At 58.3% G+C, this 15,716-nt stretch carries 12 protein-coding genes; 8 read left to right on the top strand and 4 right to left on the bottom strand.

Annotation, left to right across the window (positions count from 1 at the left end):
- The first annotated feature begins 266 nt into the window (after positions 1-266).
- The 6 genes from ACJ8HB_RS13215 to ACJ8HB_RS13240 all read left to right on the top strand — a co-directional run bounded on the left by ACJ8HB_RS13215 (position 267) and on the right by ACJ8HB_RS13240 (position 7,240).
- Positions 267-1,616, top strand: coding sequence for a glycosyl transferase family 2 (locus ACJ8HB_RS13215; protein ID WP_223307155.1), 1,350 nt, complete (start codon positions 267-269; stop codon positions 1,614-1,616).
- 81 nt (positions 1,617-1,697) lie between these two features.
- Positions 1,698-2,975 carry a glycosyltransferase gene (locus tag ACJ8HB_RS13220; protein WP_047567518.1) on the top strand — a complete coding sequence of 426 codons (1,278 nt, stop codon included), beginning with the start codon at positions 1,698-1,700 and terminating at the stop codon, positions 2,973-2,975.
- Positions 2,975-4,423 (top strand): radical SAM protein, encoded by a 1,449-nt coding sequence (locus ACJ8HB_RS13225; RefSeq protein WP_047567520.1) that lies wholly within the window; start codon positions 2,975-2,977, stop codon positions 4,421-4,423. Before ACJ8HB_RS13220 ends, ACJ8HB_RS13225 begins: the two co-directional genes overlap by 1 nt.
- Before the next feature lie 3 nt (positions 4,424-4,426).
- Positions 4,427-5,236, top strand: coding sequence for a hypothetical protein (locus tag ACJ8HB_RS13230; protein WP_047571622.1), 810 nt, complete (start codon positions 4,427-4,429; stop codon positions 5,234-5,236).
- Positions 5,233-6,405: an MFS transporter gene (locus ACJ8HB_RS13235; RefSeq protein ID WP_047567522.1), complete on the top strand. Its 1,173-nt coding sequence runs from the start codon at positions 5,233-5,235 to the stop codon at positions 6,403-6,405. The genes ACJ8HB_RS13230 and ACJ8HB_RS13235 overlap by 4 nt, the downstream gene beginning before the upstream one ends.
- Positions 6,406-6,427: 22 nt before the next feature.
- A complete protein-coding gene (locus tag ACJ8HB_RS13240) occupies positions 6,428-7,240 on the top strand; it encodes a hypothetical protein (protein WP_047567528.1) in 813 nt (270 codons plus the stop codon).
- Positions 7,241-7,270: 30 nt separating this feature from the next.
- On the opposite strand, the gene ACJ8HB_RS13245 is transcribed toward ACJ8HB_RS13240, so the two are convergent.
- Positions 7,271-8,464: an MFS transporter gene (locus ACJ8HB_RS13245; RefSeq protein ID WP_047567531.1), complete on the bottom strand. Its 1,194-nt coding sequence runs from the start codon at positions 8,462-8,464 to the stop codon at positions 7,271-7,273.
- Between the two features lie 149 nt (positions 8,465-8,613).
- On the opposite strand from ACJ8HB_RS13245, the gene ACJ8HB_RS13250 reads away from it, so the two are divergent.
- A complete protein-coding gene (locus ACJ8HB_RS13250; protein WP_094860074.1) occupies positions 8,614-9,531 on the top strand; it encodes an ABC transporter substrate-binding protein in 918 nt (305 codons plus the stop codon).
- Positions 9,532-9,584: 53 nt separating this feature from the next.
- On the opposite strand, the gene ACJ8HB_RS13255 is transcribed toward ACJ8HB_RS13250, so the two are convergent.
- Entirely contained in the window at positions 9,585-11,348 is a 1,764-nt protein-coding gene (locus ACJ8HB_RS13255) for a sigma-54-dependent Fis family transcriptional regulator (protein ID WP_047567534.1), read from the bottom strand.
- Between the two features lie 275 nt (positions 11,349-11,623).
- On the opposite strand from ACJ8HB_RS13255, the gene exaC reads away from it, so the two are divergent.
- Positions 11,624-13,144, top strand: a complete 1,521-nt coding sequence (gene exaC / locus ACJ8HB_RS13260; protein ID WP_033648288.1) for an acetaldehyde dehydrogenase ExaC — start codon at positions 11,624-11,626, stop codon at positions 13,142-13,144.
- A 60-nt stretch (positions 13,145-13,204) separates the two neighbouring features.
- Here the strand turns inward: exaC and adhP are convergent, their stop codons facing one another.
- Positions 13,205-14,221 carry an alcohol dehydrogenase AdhP gene (gene adhP / locus ACJ8HB_RS13265; protein ID WP_033634519.1) on the bottom strand — a complete coding sequence of 339 codons (1,017 nt, stop codon included), beginning with the start codon at positions 14,219-14,221 and terminating at the stop codon, positions 13,205-13,207.
- A gap of 203 nt (positions 14,222-14,424) precedes the next feature.
- Entirely contained in the window at positions 14,425-15,714 is a 1,290-nt protein-coding gene (gene blh / locus ACJ8HB_RS13270) for a bifunctional sulfur transferase/dioxygenase Blh (RefSeq protein WP_047567536.1), read from the bottom strand.
- Positions 15,715-15,716: the final 2 nt, after the last annotated feature.

The raw sequence follows: 15,716 nt of genomic DNA on the forward strand, positions 1-15,716 counted from the left end.
GCCCCCCATATTCCCCACCGTTTTTTCACCACTTCCTCAGCGAGATATTTGTGAGAACCCTCACAAAGCATAAACGTATCTTTACATTTTTGAACGCTTAAGCTTCCGTTCTGTCGGATTTGAGTGTATTCCAGAGCGTCAAAGAGATTTTTTTTCACTTAATTGGGAACGTTACCGGAGATTTGTTAAAAAATAGTTAATCCAAATCAATGCACTACTCAATGGCAGGAGGTTCTGCGATGCACGCTAGGCAAGAGAAGAATGCAATGTTCATTTCGTTCGATGCCGTCTCGGTCTCAGGAATCACGGTAGAAGCAATGAAGATTGCCAAACGACTGCAAGCCTGTGGATTTCGGTCTTATCTTGATCTGGGATACGACATCAAGATTGATAAGGGAAACTTTAATAAACCCTATAGACATGAGCATGATATCTACCGGGATGTCTTTACGCTTGTCCGCCTGGACGGCATCACGTCGATTCCAGACTACTACCCCGCCTTTCTCGACTACGCGCACGCGGCGTTGATCGGCCAGAAAACGCCCATTGACGAGCAAGAAAAAGTCGCTTTGTTGCACACCATTGCGTTGAAGGCGCGGCAGCTGGCGGATCGCCTCATCGCCCAATGGGAAGCGCTCGCAATCAGCCATGTGGTGGTGGAAAACGGCACGCTGCCGGAAAACATCATCTATACCAAAGCGCTGTATCTGGCGATCGAAGATTACGGCCGGCGTTATCGACTGACACGTTTCGTGATATGGCGCGATCATGACCTGATGTGGAACAGTGAAAAAAAGGTGCTCAAATATGGCCCCCCACCTTATTCTCACGCCATCAAACCTATCGCTTCAAAATACATTACCTATGTCACGCTCAATCACGATCTGAAGCAGAAGCTTGAGGCCTGGTGCAATCATGATGTCCATGTCGAGGTAAAGAAAAACACCTATGATTTCTCGGAAAGCCTCGAAAGGATAAACTGTAGAAAGCAGATTAATATACGTGAAAATGACATTCTTATTGCCAGAACCACCCGCATAATCCCCCAGAAAAGATTGGACCGCGATATTGTACTGGTCAGCAAGCTTAACGATTTATTTATACGTGACAACAACACTCGCCGAGTCTGTTTGGCGATCGCCGGCAATGAATATGAGAATCCTTCATGTTATTTGCAGCTCGCCAAATTGGCGCAGGAGCTGCAAGTTCTCCCCTACGTCAAATTTGTCGGCATGCTTCCCCATGCCAGTATGCGTTCGCAAAGTGATACGCTTTGCATAGAGGACCTTTATTATTCCTGCGATTTGGTCTCTTTTCTCACCTCATATGACTATGACAGCTACGGCAATCCCATTGGTGAAGCGGTAAGCTGCCGGCGCTGCTATATCGCCACCAGCTACGAGTATTACCATGAGGTCTATGGCCAGCACGGCTTTGAAGCCCCTATCATGACGATCTCTGAGTTACACGACGGTTTGCCAAGTGACGAATTCGTCGACGAACTCTATCAATTTATTAATAACAAAGAAAAAATGAGACGCGTAGCGGAAAACAATTTCACGCTAGGGAAACGGGTGCTGTCAAACAACGTCATGGAATATTTAAATATTAGTTAAACGTCAATATCACTTGATGTGATATTTCACTTTCAGACAAGGCATTTCTAACTGTGGACTTTCATTAGCCCTGGAGGATCTATGCGTGATACTGTTTTTGTGTCTATCGTACTGCCCGTTTATAATGAAAGCGACCGTATTGAGGCGGTCTTGCTTTCTCTATTCAATCAGAATACCAAAGATGAATTAATCACCCACGACACTTACGAGCTGATTATTGTCGATAATAACTCCACCGATGATTCCGTCGCTAAAATAAATGCTTTTAGTGAAAGTCATCCGGTTATGGATATTCTCGTTATCGATGAAAAGGTACAGGGGGTCTCTTCGGCCAGAAAACGCGGTATGGATTATGCGTCGCTGCGATCTAAAGCTCGCGATAGCCGGCTGGGAAAGAAACGCAAGCACTATATCGTGTCTGCCGATGCCGATTGCACCGTGGATGCATTTTGGCTTTACGAGCTGGTGAATACCATGCTCGATCAACAAGGTGACCTGGGCACCAGCAACTATTACTACAACCCCGTAGATTTTGAGCAGCGCCCCAACCTGTTCCGCGAGATCCAGAAAACGCTGCGTCTGCGCGAATTCTCGTTCTCCCTGTTCGGCGGCTTCCCCGACGGCAAGGGGTTCGGGGTGGAACGCAGCCTGTATGACGCGGTAGGCGGCATTGAAATCTTCTATCAGCTCAACAACGGCCGTTTTGTCGAGCACCTGTCCGACGACTGGGATTTCGGCATTAAGGTTATCGCCTACGGCGGCAAACCGGTTTACGCCCGGCATGCTTACGTTGAGATCAACAGCCGTCGGGTCGACACCATCCTCGACGAGGTAATCAACGGCATCGCCTACGGCAAAGACGGCATCATTATCATGAAGGACGTCCGGCCGGACGTTGAGCAGCAGAAAACCGTGCTGGCGGACGCCACACCGGCGGAGGCGAAACTGGCCTGGGATTACTCGGTCAAGGACTACACGCCCAAGAATATCTTACTGCCCGTGCTGCTCAACCCATATCTGCTGTTGGAAAACAGCGAAGTGCGCGATTTCTTCTCCGGCCCGTTAGCCGACCGCCTCTACCGCCGCATTCACGAGCTGAAACACGAAATGCGCATCATCGATTTCAAACCAATTCATGCCTACAAAACCCCCGCCTATCGGCTCTACCTTGAGTTTCGCGATGCGCTGTTTGCCGCCATGCGCCGCGCCGTCGGTGACGATATCGGTTTCCCGCCCGCATTGCCGACCTGTTTCGACGCGGTCAACGACGAGGATTTCTCCCGCTTTGTTTATTACTTCTGTGAAGACCGCGAGTCCGGCGAAGCACATAACTATTTCGGTAATGGAGGGGTCTTCTGATGAATGACGAAGCCTTGCAATCGTTATTGGATATCGATGAAAACTACCCTACGCCGCAGGTGAACGCTTTCCTGGCGCAACCGGAAAACCGGGCCTTTCTGGAGTATGTGCATAAGGATCCTTTCGGCTGTCACGTGTTCCCCGGCGATATCGTCGACTACCCGCTGTCCGCGTTTTTTGCCGATATGGAAGACGACATTCGTCAGGCGGGCAAAATCCATCTCTGGGCCTATATCCCGACCTGCCGCTATCGCTGCCATTTTTGCCAGTACCCCACGGTGATACTCAATCCCAAAGCGCCCGCCTCTCAGGAGGTATTCCGCGATTTGGTCGACTTCAATATCAAAGAAGCTCAAATGTGGCTGGCGCGCGTGCCCAGTCTGGCCAAGGTGGAAATCGGCGAATTCAACGTCTTCGGCGGCACGCCGTCCCTGCTGCCGGAGCCGGAACTGCGCCGCATGATGGCCTTCTACTACAGCCACTTTAACTTCGCCAACGCCACCCTACGCTTCGAAGGAGAGCCAGGCACCCTGAATAAAGCCTATCTGACACTGTTGAAAGAGCTCGGTTTCAGCAAAATCAGCTTCGGCACCCAGTCCTTCAATGATGACATCATCACCGCCTGTGGGCGCATGCATTCGGCCGAGGAGTGCGTGGAAACCATTTATCATGCGCGTGCACTCGGCATCGATTGGGTCAGCGTGGATCTCATCTATGGCATGCTTGGTCAAAGCGTGGACGACGTAAAATACGACATGGAAAAGGCGCTTGCGCTGGATTTGTCACATGTCGTCTGCACCAAGCTGCACATGGATGAGTTTATTAAAAATCGCACCGGCGTCTCGGGCGAACGCGAAAGCCTGTGGCAGAAAAAGGGGCTGATCAGTGTCAATAACATGCGTTTCCCAGGACTGGGCAAGCAGTACCAAATGCGCGAACTGGTCGAAAGATACCTGAACGACGGCTATACCGAACACCCCACCATGTACTTTCACCGCAATGATCAACAACCGGAAAAGTGGAAGGCACTGATCACCGATCTCGACAAACAGTATCCGGAAGTGGCGATCGGTTTGGGCGGCAGTTCCAAATCGACGCGCTCCGAAGCCATCAACATCACCGGTTACAAGAAATACAAGGACGCGCTTAACGAAGATCGGCTGCCCATCGAGGAAAGCCGCGGTTTTTCTCCGATCCAGCGCGAAGTGAACGCTTTCAAAATGGCGCTCTCCACCTTGCAGCCAGTGGACGATCGGGTGTTTAAACGGCGCTTTGACGGCAACAGTCTGTTTGCTAACCCGATCATCCGCCACACGTTGAAAATCTTGGTGGATAAAGCGTTGGTCACCGTCGATGGCCCGTGCGTCACGCTAACGCCCATCGGCATCACGCTGGTTGAAGCCATTATCAATACCCAATTTTCCGCAGAATTCCCCCATCAGGAGTAAATGATGAGCGCAACCGCCTCCAAACCTAAACCGGTATTCAGCTTCTATTACATCGGCATCGATACCGAAGCCGGCGTAACGCAACAACAGTTTGAAACCTTTGTCCGCGAAAAAGGCGTACATATCCCCTGTTATCCCGGCTGGCGCTGGACGTTGCTACGCGGCCTTCGCGGTGAGCGCGTCGGGCAATACCTGATGCTGTATGAGATTGACAGCGTCGAGCAGCGCGATCGTTACGTTACCGCTACGGGGCAGCGAACGACACAGGCGCATGAATTCTGGCGGCAGCATGCCGACGCGCAGGAGATCCTCGCCCAGTGGCGAAAATTGGGCACCTACAGTCAGTTGCCGACGCTGTTCAGCGATTACCGTCTGCTGGCGGAGAATGAAAGAAGTGACGTGCCGAGTGGCCCGCGTTATCAAGAACGGCCCGGAGAGGCACCCGAAGCACGCATTATCGGCATCCACAATCTGGCGCTGCACGAGGGCGTGACGCCGGCACAGTTCGAACGTTTTATCGCCGAGAATCATCATCGCATTGAAGATTATCCGGGTTGGAAGTTTCATTTGCTGAAGGGAGAGCGCGGTAATCGGCTAGACCAGTACGCGGTCATGATGGAAATCGCCAGCCTGGCGGCGCTGGACGTGTTCTACCCGGAACCCGACATCGCCACCGTCGAAGCGGCAACCTTCGCCAAAGCGCATCGCGACACCAAACAAATGTATGAAGAGTGGAAGCAACTGGCGTCATTTTCCGGTTCGCCGCAAATTTATACCGATTATCTGTCCGTCGCACAGAGCCGATCGTCATGATGCTGCATTGGCTAACCGGTGAGGCCACAGAGAATCATCGCCAGCAAATCGCCACCCGAGCGATCTTTTTCCTCGCCGGGTTGGGCATGGCCGCCTGGGCACCGTTGATCCCTTTCGTGAAAGCGCGGTTGGGCATCGATGACGGCACGCTCGGTTTGCTGCTGTTTTGCCTTGCTGCCGGCTCCATGGCGATCATGCCCTTTGCCGGTTATCTGATCGGCAAACTGGGCTGCCGCACCGTGTTGCTGGGTGCAGGCGTCTTGCTGTGCATCGACTTGCCGTTGTTGGCATTACTCGATGTCCCGCTGTTGATGGGGGTGGCGTTGGGGGTATTTGGCGCCGTTAACGGCATCATGGATGTGGCGATGAACTCACAGGCAATAGTCGTCGAGCGGGAGAGCGGCCAGGCGAAAATGTCCGGATTTCATGGTTTTTACAGCCTTGGCGGCATTGCCGGCGCCGGTGGCATCAGTCTGCTCCTGCTGCTGGGCATCGTCCCGGCCCTGGCCATCGGCCTGATCGTCGTCCTTATCGCGATCCTGCTGCCGATCGTCGCCGGCGACTTGCTCACGTACGGCGGCATCGGCGAACGGTGCCGGGGCGGCGTGCGGCTAGCGCTGGCCCACGGCAAGATCCTGTTTATCGCCCTGCTCTGTTTCTTCGTGTTCATGACAGAGGGAGCGATGCTCGACTGGTCGGCATTATTCCTTCATGCCGAACGCGGCGTGGCCAAATCGCAGGCAGGGTTGGGATTCACTCTGTATGCCGTCGCGGTGGCCTGCGGACGGCTGTATGGCGACAGACTGATCGGCATCATCGGACGCTACCGCACTCTGCTGATCGGTAGCCTGTGCGCCGCAGCGGGATTGCTGTTGATCGTCACCGTCCCTCTGGCCTGGGCCGCCTTTGGCGGGCTGATGCTGGTCGGACTGGGCATCGCCAACATCGTTCCCATTCTGTTCAACGCCGTCGGCAATCAAAAACAGGTACCGCCTGGCCAGGCCTTTCCCGCCGTGACGCTGGTCGGTTATGTCGGTTTATTAACCGGCCCGGCGCTGATCGGTTTTATCGCCAAATACACCACTCTGACTTTGGCTTTCGGTTGCACGCTGATCTGCCTGGTGCTGGTCTGCATCAGCGCCAGAGCCGTGACGCGCTCATCTCACTGACTTAATTTGCGAGGATCGTTTAATGAATGTATCAACAACGCCGGTTTTCTCCCTGCATTACGTGGGGATCAACCTGAAAAGAGGCATCGCCTCGGATCGCTTCGAGGATTTCGTTCGCCGCAAAGGCGTCGCCATCCCGGCCTATCCCGGCTGGCAATGGACGCTGCTGCGCGGCCTGCGCGGCGAGCGTGAAAATCAGTACCTGATGGTTTATCAGGCTAAGGACGCCGCCACCTACGCGCGCTATATCGACGGCAACGGCGAGCTGACCGATGAGGCGCACGCCTTTTGGCGGCAGCGCCCGGAGGCAGCCGCACTGATTGAGGAGTGGAAAACCTTCGCGACCTTCGCCGAACTGCCGACCCTTTACACCTGTTACAGCCTGGTGGCGGAGAATAGTCGCAGTTCGTTGCCTCCCGGCCCCAATTATCGCGACCAACCGGGACAGGAAAGCATTCAACGTGTCGTCGGCATTCATAACCTGGCGCTCAAAGCGGGCGTCACGCCCCAGCGTTTTGAACGGTTCATCACCGACAACATCCACCGCGTGGAAGACTACCCAGGTTGGAAGTTTCACCTGCTGAAGGGCCAGAGCGGCAACCGCCTGGACCAATACGCGGTGATGCTGATCATTGAAAGCCTGGCGTCGCTCAACGCGTTCCATCCGGATCTCGATGTCTCAACCGAGCAAGCGCTCAGGTTCGTGGCGGAGCATCAGGACACTGAACACATGTACGACGAGTGGAAAACACTGGCGTCGTTCTCCGGCGCGCCACAAATCTACACGGATTATCTGGCGATTAGCGGCAACGAGAATCACGCGCATCCGGCGTAAACCGAGTGGCGGCGTTGAGCGCCGCCGCCTTCACGGCCGCCGTTCGCCGAACGGCGCCAATTGCATGCCGACCAGCGTCACCACGCAGATGAGCGCCCCGGCGTAGAAGGTGGAGGCGGAACCGAACAGCTCCCACAGGGTTCCGGCTCCGAGACTCGCCAGCAGTAGCGCCACGCCGCTGATCAGATTGAACATGCCGAACGCGGTGCCGCGCAGGTGCGCCGGCGCGGTATGCGCCACCATCGCCGCCAACAGTCCCTGCGTCATGCCCATGTGCACGCCCCACAGCGCCACGCCAAACAGCACCCCGCCCCAATGATCGCTCAGCGCCAACACCAGATCGGCGGCGATCAGCACCAGCAGCCCGGCTTTCAGCAATCCTTCATGGCTCATGCGATCGGACAGTTTACCGAACGGATAGGCCGAGCAGGCGTAGACCAGATTCATGGCGACCATCACCAGCGGGATCAACGCCAGCGGCGTGCCGCCCTGCTGCGCCTTCAGCACCAGGAACGCTTCGCTGAAGCGCGCCAGCGTGAAGACGGCGCCGATGCCCACCACCCACCAATAGCCGCGCCCCAGCAGCCGCAGATTGGCGCGGGTGATCGGGTTGGTGCGCTTGTGGGTTATCGCGGCGGCCGGCTCTTTCAGGCCGAAAAACAGCAGCGCAATCGCCAGCGCCGCCGGGATCGCCGCCACCCAAAAGATGGCGCGAAAATCGTTGTGCCACAGCAGCATCAGGCCGACGGCCAGCAGCGGCCCTAAAAAGGCACCGACGGTATCCAGCGACTGGCGCAGCCCGAAAGCCGCACCGCGAATCTCCGGCGGCGTCACGTCGGCCACCAGGGCATCGCGCGGCGCCCCGCGGATGCCTTTGCCCACGCGATCCAGCAGGCGCGCGCTCATCACCATGCCGGACGACGACGCGATGGCGAAAAACGGTTTGCTGATGGCGCCCAGCCCGTAGCCCAGCAGCGCCAACCCTTTGCGCTTGCCGAGGTAATCGCTCAGCACGCCGGAGAACACCTTGACGATCAATGCCGTCGCCTCCGCCAGCCCTTCGATCAGCCCGATGACGATGACGCTGGCGCCGAGCGTCGTCGCCATAAACAGCGGCAGCAGGCTGTGGATCATTTCCGAGGAGACGTCCATCAGCAGGCTCACCCCACCCAACACCCACACGCCGCGCGGTATGCGGCCCAACGTAGCGAAACGCGACGACATGGTTCATCCTCGAGAGATTCAGCGCCACCGGCGGCGCTTCATGACATTTCCAAGATTGGATAGTTGATTTTGTTCGTTCACAGATCTGCCGCCTTTAGAGATAGTGCAACGACCTTGTGACACCCATAATAATGCAGGTAATTAACATAATGATATATAGCAAAAAGATGATTGTGATGGCGGCGCTGCTGAGCTTTTCCGCCGCGGCCGCGCCAGGGGTGGATCTCGTCGCCAACGAAACGCCGATCCACACGGTGAAGAGCGCCGAAGCCGTGGCCAAAATCCCCGCCGATTTCAAGTTCGTGGAGCCCGGCACGCTGACGGTGGCCATTTCCCTGCTGGGCAGCGGCCCGCCGTTCGGCCTGTACGCCCGCGACAATAAAACGGTGATCGGCAGCGAGGCGGACATCGCGCGTCTGGTGGCCGACGGCTTGGGATTGAAACTCAAGCTGGTGCCCACCTCGTGGGAAGACTGGCCGCTGGGGGTGGCCTCCGGCAAATATGACGCCGCAGTTTACAACATCACCGTGACCAACGAACGCAAGACCAAATTCGATTTCGCCACCTATCGCCAGGATACGCTGGGTTTCTACGTCAAATCCGACAGTAAAATCACCCAGATCAACACCGCGCCGGATATCGCCGGCAAGAAGATCATCGTCGATTCCGGCACCAATCAGGAAGCGGTGCTGCTGGCCTGGGACAAGGAGAACCGCGCCAAGGGGCTGGCGCCGCTGCAGCCGGTGTACGTCACCGACAAGGCCGCCTCCACGCTGGCCATTCAGTCCGGCCGCGCCGACGCCACCTTCGGTCCCAACGTCTCCGGCGCTTATCAGGCGCGGCTGACCGGCAAAACCCGGCTGGTAGGCATCGTGCCCGGCGGCTGGCCGAAGACCGCCAACATCGCCGTCACGCTGAAGAAAGGCAATGGCCTGGTGGATGCGGTGCAGGCATCGCTCAACAGCGCCATCGCCAACGGCAGCTATCTGCAGGTGCTGGATCGCTGGGCGGAGAGCGACGAGAAGATCGCCCATTCGGAGATTAACCCGCCGGGACTGGGGGATTGAGAGAGCAACAGGCTCCGCGCAGCGGAGCCTTATCGCCGCTCAATCGAGAAGTGTCATTCCGCCACCGCTTTCTGCCTTCCCAGCTTGCGGTACAGCGTGCTGCGCGAAACGCCGAGCGCCTTGGCCGCCCGGCTGAGGTTGCCGCCCGCCCTGTCGATCGCCGCCTGCAGCGCCTCCAGGCCGGTATCGGCGTTCTCCTGGCGCGGCGCCAGCACCGCGATGGACTGCGGCAGATCGTCCAGAGTGAGCACCGCATGATCGTCCGCCAGCGCCAGCAGCACCTTGAGCGTACTCAACAGCTGCCGCACGTTGCCGGGCCACGGGTAGCGCGCCAGCATCGCCAACGCTTCCGGCAGCAGGCGAATGTCGCGCCGCTCGCCGCCCAGCTCTCGCCACAGCTGCATAATAAAGGCCTCCAGCTGCGCCCGCTCTCGGAGCGGCGGAATGCGCAGGCTGTATTCCTGTATGCGGTACAGCAAATCCTCGCGAAACGCCCCCGCCTCAACCTGCCGATGCAGATCGTGGTGCGTGGCGCAGACCAGCGCAAAATCGACCGCAAAGGCGCTGCGGCTGCCGAGCGGCGTGACCGTTTTTTCCTGTAACACCCGCAGCAGCCGCGTTTGCAGGCCCGCCGGCATGTCGCCGATTTCATCGAGGAACAGCACGCCGCCGTCCGCCTCGCGGATCTTGCCGATATAGCCTTTCGGGTTGGCGCCGGTAAACGCCCCCGGCGCATAGCCGAACAGCTCGGATTCGATCAGCGGCTCGGGCAGCGCCGCACAGTTGATCGCCACGAAGTTGCCGTTGCGCCAGCGGCTCTCTTGAAACAGGCGTCGGCTGAAATGCTCTTTACCGCAGCCGGTTTCGCCGGTCACGCACAGCGAAAGGCCGGCGTTGAGAATCCGCAGCGCTTTCTGATGCTGCTCGTCATGCCGTTCCGCCGGCGGCGTGGAACGCAGGGCGCTGACGCGGCGCTGCGGCGCCTCGAGCAGAGAATAATAGTGCCGTTGATTGCCGGCCAGCGTCTGACGCGGCGCGCCGGAGGGCTGTCGCAACAGATCGGGGAACAGCTGGGCGAACTCGACGGAGCCGAATGCGGCCGGCGAGAGCTGAAACTCCATCATCGCCAGCCGATTGGCGGCGACCAGCACTTCGTCGTGAAACACCAGTAGCAGCTCCTGCGCGCTGCCCAGACGACCGGCATCGGCGTGCAGGCGCAGCGTCCAGTGACGATCGGCGATCGCGCTTCTGACCCAGCGGTGTTCAATATGCCGCACCGCCTGCATGATCAGGCGCTGCGCATCGCGATACGGCCGCTGCGCGGGGGCGGAGAGATCCAGTATGCCGGCAATGCGGCCATCCGGCCGATAGATCGGCGCGGCGGTGCAGTTCAACCCGGCGTTTTGGTTGAGGAAATGCTGGTCGCCGCGCACTTCGCAGAACGCGCCCAGCGCCAGCGCGGTGCCGATGGCGTTGGTGCCCCGCTCCGCTTCTCCCCACTGGTTGCCCGGCGCCAGCGCAAAGCGCGACGCCTTGTGCAAAAAGTCGGTATTGCCGCGGGTTTCCAGCACCAGCCCGTCGGCGTCGGCGATCACCACAATGGCGGGCTGGCGCGTAATTTGCGCGCCCAGCTGCTCGATCAGCGGCTGTACCCGTTGCGGCACCCAGTCGTTGCGGCTGCGCAGCTCTTCGAGCAGTCCGGCTTTGATAAACGGGATATGGCGATCGGCGCGCGTCAGGCCGTAGCCCCGGCTGCGCTGCCAGGATTCCGCCAGCGGACTGGCGCCCTCGGTGGGCAAGCGGTCGTCAGGCAACATGCGTTTCTCCCCCGTTTGCGAGTGTTGCAAATATGTATCACAGATGTGCATCAAGCGTTGCGACACGGGACACAAAAAAACACCGACGGCGGCGGAATCGCCCGATTCGCTAAGCCACATAAGTTTTTAACACGCTAATAAATAATCCATTTTTATCATCACCCTCGCCTTTCGTTAATCTGGCACGCGACGTGCTTCTCTGTGCTGCGGCGGCATGCCGCATTCACAGGCGCAGCCCAATAGCGCTGATTTTCATCTGCAGAGAGGTGCTTAACATGAAATATGTCCACCCCGGTTTGCCTGGCTCGCTGGTTTCGTTCCGCAAGCGCTATGGCAACTACATTGGCGGCAAATTCGTCGAACCGGTATCCGGCAACTACTTCACCAACACCTCGCCGGTGACCGGCCAACCGATCGCCGAATTCCCGCGTTCCGACGCCAAGGACATCGAGCTGGCGCTCGACGCGGCGCACGCGGCGGCGGACGCCTGGGGCAAAACCAGCGTGCAGGCGCGTTCCAACGTGCTGTTGGCGATCGCCGATCGCATCGAATCGCGGCTGGAGATGCTGGCGCTGACCGAAACCTGGGACAACGGCAAACCGATCCGCGAAACCCTGAATGCCGATCTGCCGCTGGCGGTCGACCATTTCCGTTACTTCGCCGGCTGCCTGCGCGCGCAGGAAGGCACCGCGGCGGAGATCGACCAGAACACCGTGGCCTACCATATCTATGAACCGCTGGGCGTGGTCGGCCAGATCATCCCGTGGAACTTCCCGCTGCTGATGGCCGCCTGGAAACTGGCGCCGGCGCTGGCGGGCGGTAACTGCGTGGTGCTGAAACCGGCGGAACAGACCCCGCTCGGCATCAGCGTGCTGATGGAAGAGATCGGCGATCTGCTGCCGCCGGGCGTGCTCAACGTGGTGCAAGGCTTCGGCGCCGAGGCCGGCGAAGCGCTGGCGCGCAGCAAACGCATCGAGAAGATCGCGTTCACCGGCTCCACGCCGATCGGCCGCCACATCCTCGCCTGCGCGGCGGAAAACATCATCCCCAGCACCGTCGAGCTGGGCGGTAAATCGCCCAACATCTATTTCGCCGACATCATGCAGGCGGAGCCGGAGTTCATCGACAAGGCGGTTGAGGGGCTGGTGCTCGGTTTCTTCAACCAGGGGGAGGTCTGCACCTGCCCTTCACGCGCGCTGATTGAAGAATCTATCTATCCGCAGTTTATGGAGAAAGTGCTGGCGCGCATCGCCACCATCCGCCAGGGCGATCCCTTCGACACCGACACCATGCTCGGCGCGCAGGCGTCGCAAGAACAGTACGATAAGATCCTGTCCTACATCGACATCGCCAAGAATGAGGGCGGCAACATCCTCGCCGGCGGCAAACGCACGCAGCATGGGGATGAATTGCAAAACGGTTTCTACCTGCAGCCGACGTTGATTACCGGCAACAACAGCATGCGCTTCTTCCGCGAGGAGATCTTCGGGCCGGTGATCGGCGTCACCACCTTTAAAGACGAAGCCGAAGCGCTGGCGCTGGCCAACGACACCGAGTTCGGGCTGGGCGCCGGGCTGTGGACCCGTGACATCAACCGCGCCTATCGCATGGGCCGCGCGATCAAGGCCGGGCGCGTGTGGACCAACTGTTACCACCTGTATCCGGCGCACGCCGCGTTCGGCGGCTACAAGAACTCCGGCATCGGGCGCGAGACCCACAAGGCGGCGCTGTCGCACTATCAACAGGTGAAAAACCTGCTGGTCAGCTACGACGCCAAACCGCTGGGCCTGTTCTGAGCCGGGCGTAACAACCAGAAGGCCACCCGCAGGTGGCCTTCCTTTTTAGTTTAGCAACGGTTACTTCGCCATGCCGAGATCGATTACCATGCGACCGCGAATGGTGCCCGCCTTCATCTCGTCGAAGATGGCGTTGATATCGCCCAGCGGCCGCTTGGTCACTTTCGGCGTCACTTTGCCTTCGGCGGCGAACTGGAACGCCTCTTTCAGATCTTCGCGCGTGCCCACCAGCGAACCCACCACCTGAATGCCGTCCAGCACCAGGCGCGGAATGCTCAGATCCATGCTCTCCGGCGGCAACCCCACCGCCACCACTTTACCGCCGGCGCGCACCGCATTGACCGCCGAGTTGAAGGCCGCTTTCGCCACAGCCGTCACCACCGCCGCGTGAGCGCCGCCGGTTTGCTGCTGAATGATCTCCTCGGCGTTTTGCGTTTTGGAATTGATGGCCAGATCGGCGCCGATCTGTTTGGCGAACTCCAACTGGCCGTCGTTGACGTCGATGGCGATCACCTTGGCGTTAAACACGTTCTTGGCGTACTGCAGCGCCAGGTTGCCCAGCCCGCCCAGGCCATAGATGGCGATCCACTGCCCCGGCTTGATATCGGAAATTTTCACCGCCTTGTAGGTGGTGACGCCGGCGCAGGTGATGCTGCTGGCGGCGAAAGAATCGAGCCCGTCCGGCACTTTCACCGCGTAGTCCGCCACCACGATGCACTCTTCCGCCATGCCGCCGTCAACGCTGTAGCCGGCGTTTTTCACCGAACGGCACAGGGTTTCGTTGCCGCTGACGCAATATTCGCAATGGCCGCAACCCTGGTAAAACCAGGCGACGCTGGCGCGGTCACCCACTTTTAGCGAGGTGACGCCCTCACCGACGGCGGAGACCACGCCGATGCCCTCATGCCCCAACGTAATGCCCGGCACCTCGCCGAAATCACCGTTTTTCACGTGCAAATCGGTGTGGCACACCCCGCAACACTCCATTTTCAACGCCGCTTCGCCGTGCTTCAGCGGGCGCAGCACTTTATCCTGAATGTCTACGGTATGGTTTTTCGTCACTACGGCAGCTTTCATGGTGTTTTCCTTAGCAGAGTGGGAAGTACAGTTGTTAATGTAGTGACTGTATTCGGTGAGGGCAAGCGCCGCATGATTTGTGTAAAAACAAATAATTAAATATGAACCAGCATGATTATTTCATAAAAAACAATTAACAGACGGCGCGATCTCATTCGCATTGACCGCAGCGGCGGCGAACGATCTCGCACCTCTGGCTTGATTCACCGCTTAAATCGATTCACGGGAATTTTCAGGTAGCGTTGCCCATCGTCTTCGCAGTCAGGCAACACGCCGCCGCGAATATTGACCTGCAGCGCCATCAGCATGAGTTCCGGGTGCGGCAGCGTGGCGTCCCGCTGCTTTCTTTGCGCAATAAAGCGGGATTTATCCATGTTGACCACCCAGGGATTGTTCTCGCGCTGCTCTCTCACGGTGCTTTCCCAGCGGGCCTCACGCCCCGCCGGGCGGTAATCATGGCCGGTAAACAGGCGGGTATCCGCCGGCAGGCTCAAGATCCGCTGCAATGACTCCCACAAGGTTTCCGCATTGCCGCCAGGAAAATCGGCCCTTGCGGTACCGCTGTCCGGCATGAAGAACGTATCGTGGATAAACGCCGCATCCGCAATGTAATAAGTGACGGACGCCAGCGTGTGCCCGGGAGACAGCAGGACTTCAGCGCGCAGGTTGCCGATAAAAAAGACGTCGCCGTCCGCGAACAGCGCATCCCAGACGGTATTGGCCGCAGGCAGGTCTTTTAAATTATAGATCTCTTCCCACAGCCCCTGAACGGCGGTAATTTTTTCACCGATGCCGGTGAAGGCACCGGTTTTCTGCGCCAGCCAGGTGGCGGCCGAAAAATGGTCGGCGTGCGGGTGCGTATCCAGCACCCAGGCCACTCCCCACCCCCGTTGATGGATAAAATTCAGGATATCGTTGGCCTGTTGATGCGAGACCGTGCCCGATCGGCGGTCAAAATCCAGCACCGGATCGATAATCGCACAGCGGCGCGCCTCGGGATCGGCAACCACATACTGCAGGCTGCCGCTTTCCGGCTCATAAAACGCGTGAACTTCCGCCGTGGCCCGCACGGACTGATGCTTGTAGTACCAGCTGAGCGCCTTATCGGCGTCCGCGCCGTATTCGTCGCATTGGCGGCGAAACTGCGCCTCATCTATCTGACCTTCGCGCAGCGCATACAGCAGGGAAAGGCAGGCAGAGCGAGCCCCGCTTCTGCAGTGCGCCAGGGTTTTCTTGCCTTGCCGCAACAGAAACTGGAAGGTGTAAACGGTCTCCCAGGTCAGCGTATCGAACGTATAAGGGAGATAGACGTAGCGCATTCCCCCTTGTTCAGCCAACGCTTTCTCTTGCTGATGGTCAAGATACTCCCCCGGCTCCTCATCCGGCCGATTGTTGACGATAAGGCGGTAGCCCTGTTGAGACAGCGCCTTGAAATCACTCGCTTCGGGCGCGCCCGAAAAGGAGAGCTGAGGGTGGTAAGTGCGGATGCGCATGT

It is taken from the genome of Serratia sp. CY27727 (assembly GCF_052169275.1).
In the GTDB taxonomy this organism is placed as follows: Bacteria; Pseudomonadota; Gammaproteobacteria; order Enterobacterales; family Enterobacteriaceae; genus Serratia; species Serratia sarumanii.

Coding starts and splice junctions, on each gene's coding strand:
- ACJ8HB_RS13235 (WP_047567522.1), top strand. CDS start 5,233: ATGATGCTGCATTGGCTAACCGGTGAGGCCACAGAGAATCATCGCCAG.
- ACJ8HB_RS13230 (WP_047571622.1), top strand. CDS start 4,427: ATGAGCGCAACCGCCTCCAAACCTAAACCGGTATTCAGCTTCTATTAC.
- ACJ8HB_RS13220 (WP_047567518.1), top strand. CDS start 1,698: ATGCGTGATACTGTTTTTGTGTCTATCGTACTGCCCGTTTATAATGAA.
- ACJ8HB_RS13250 (WP_094860074.1), top strand. CDS start 8,614: ATGATATATAGCAAAAAGATGATTGTGATGGCGGCGCTGCTGAGCTTT.
- ACJ8HB_RS13215 (WP_223307155.1), top strand. CDS start 267: ATGTTCATTTCGTTCGATGCCGTCTCGGTCTCAGGAATCACGGTAGAA.
- adhP (WP_033634519.1), bottom strand. CDS start 14,221: ATGAAAGCTGCCGTAGTGACGAAAAACCATACCGTAGACATTCAGGAT.
- ACJ8HB_RS13240 (WP_047567528.1), top strand. CDS start 6,428: ATGAATGTATCAACAACGCCGGTTTTCTCCCTGCATTACGTGGGGATC.
- ACJ8HB_RS13245 (WP_047567531.1), bottom strand. CDS start 8,464: ATGTCGTCGCGTTTCGCTACGTTGGGCCGCATACCGCGCGGCGTGTGG.
- ACJ8HB_RS13255 (WP_047567534.1), bottom strand. CDS start 11,348: ATGTTGCCTGACGACCGCTTGCCCACCGAGGGCGCCAGTCCGCTGGCG.
- blh (WP_047567536.1), bottom strand. CDS start 15,714: ATGCGCATCCGCACTTACCACCCTCAGCTCTCCTTTTCGGGCGCGCCC.
- exaC (WP_033648288.1), top strand. CDS start 11,624: ATGAAATATGTCCACCCCGGTTTGCCTGGCTCGCTGGTTTCGTTCCGC.
- ACJ8HB_RS13225 (WP_047567520.1), top strand. CDS start 2,975: ATGAATGACGAAGCCTTGCAATCGTTATTGGATATCGATGAAAACTAC.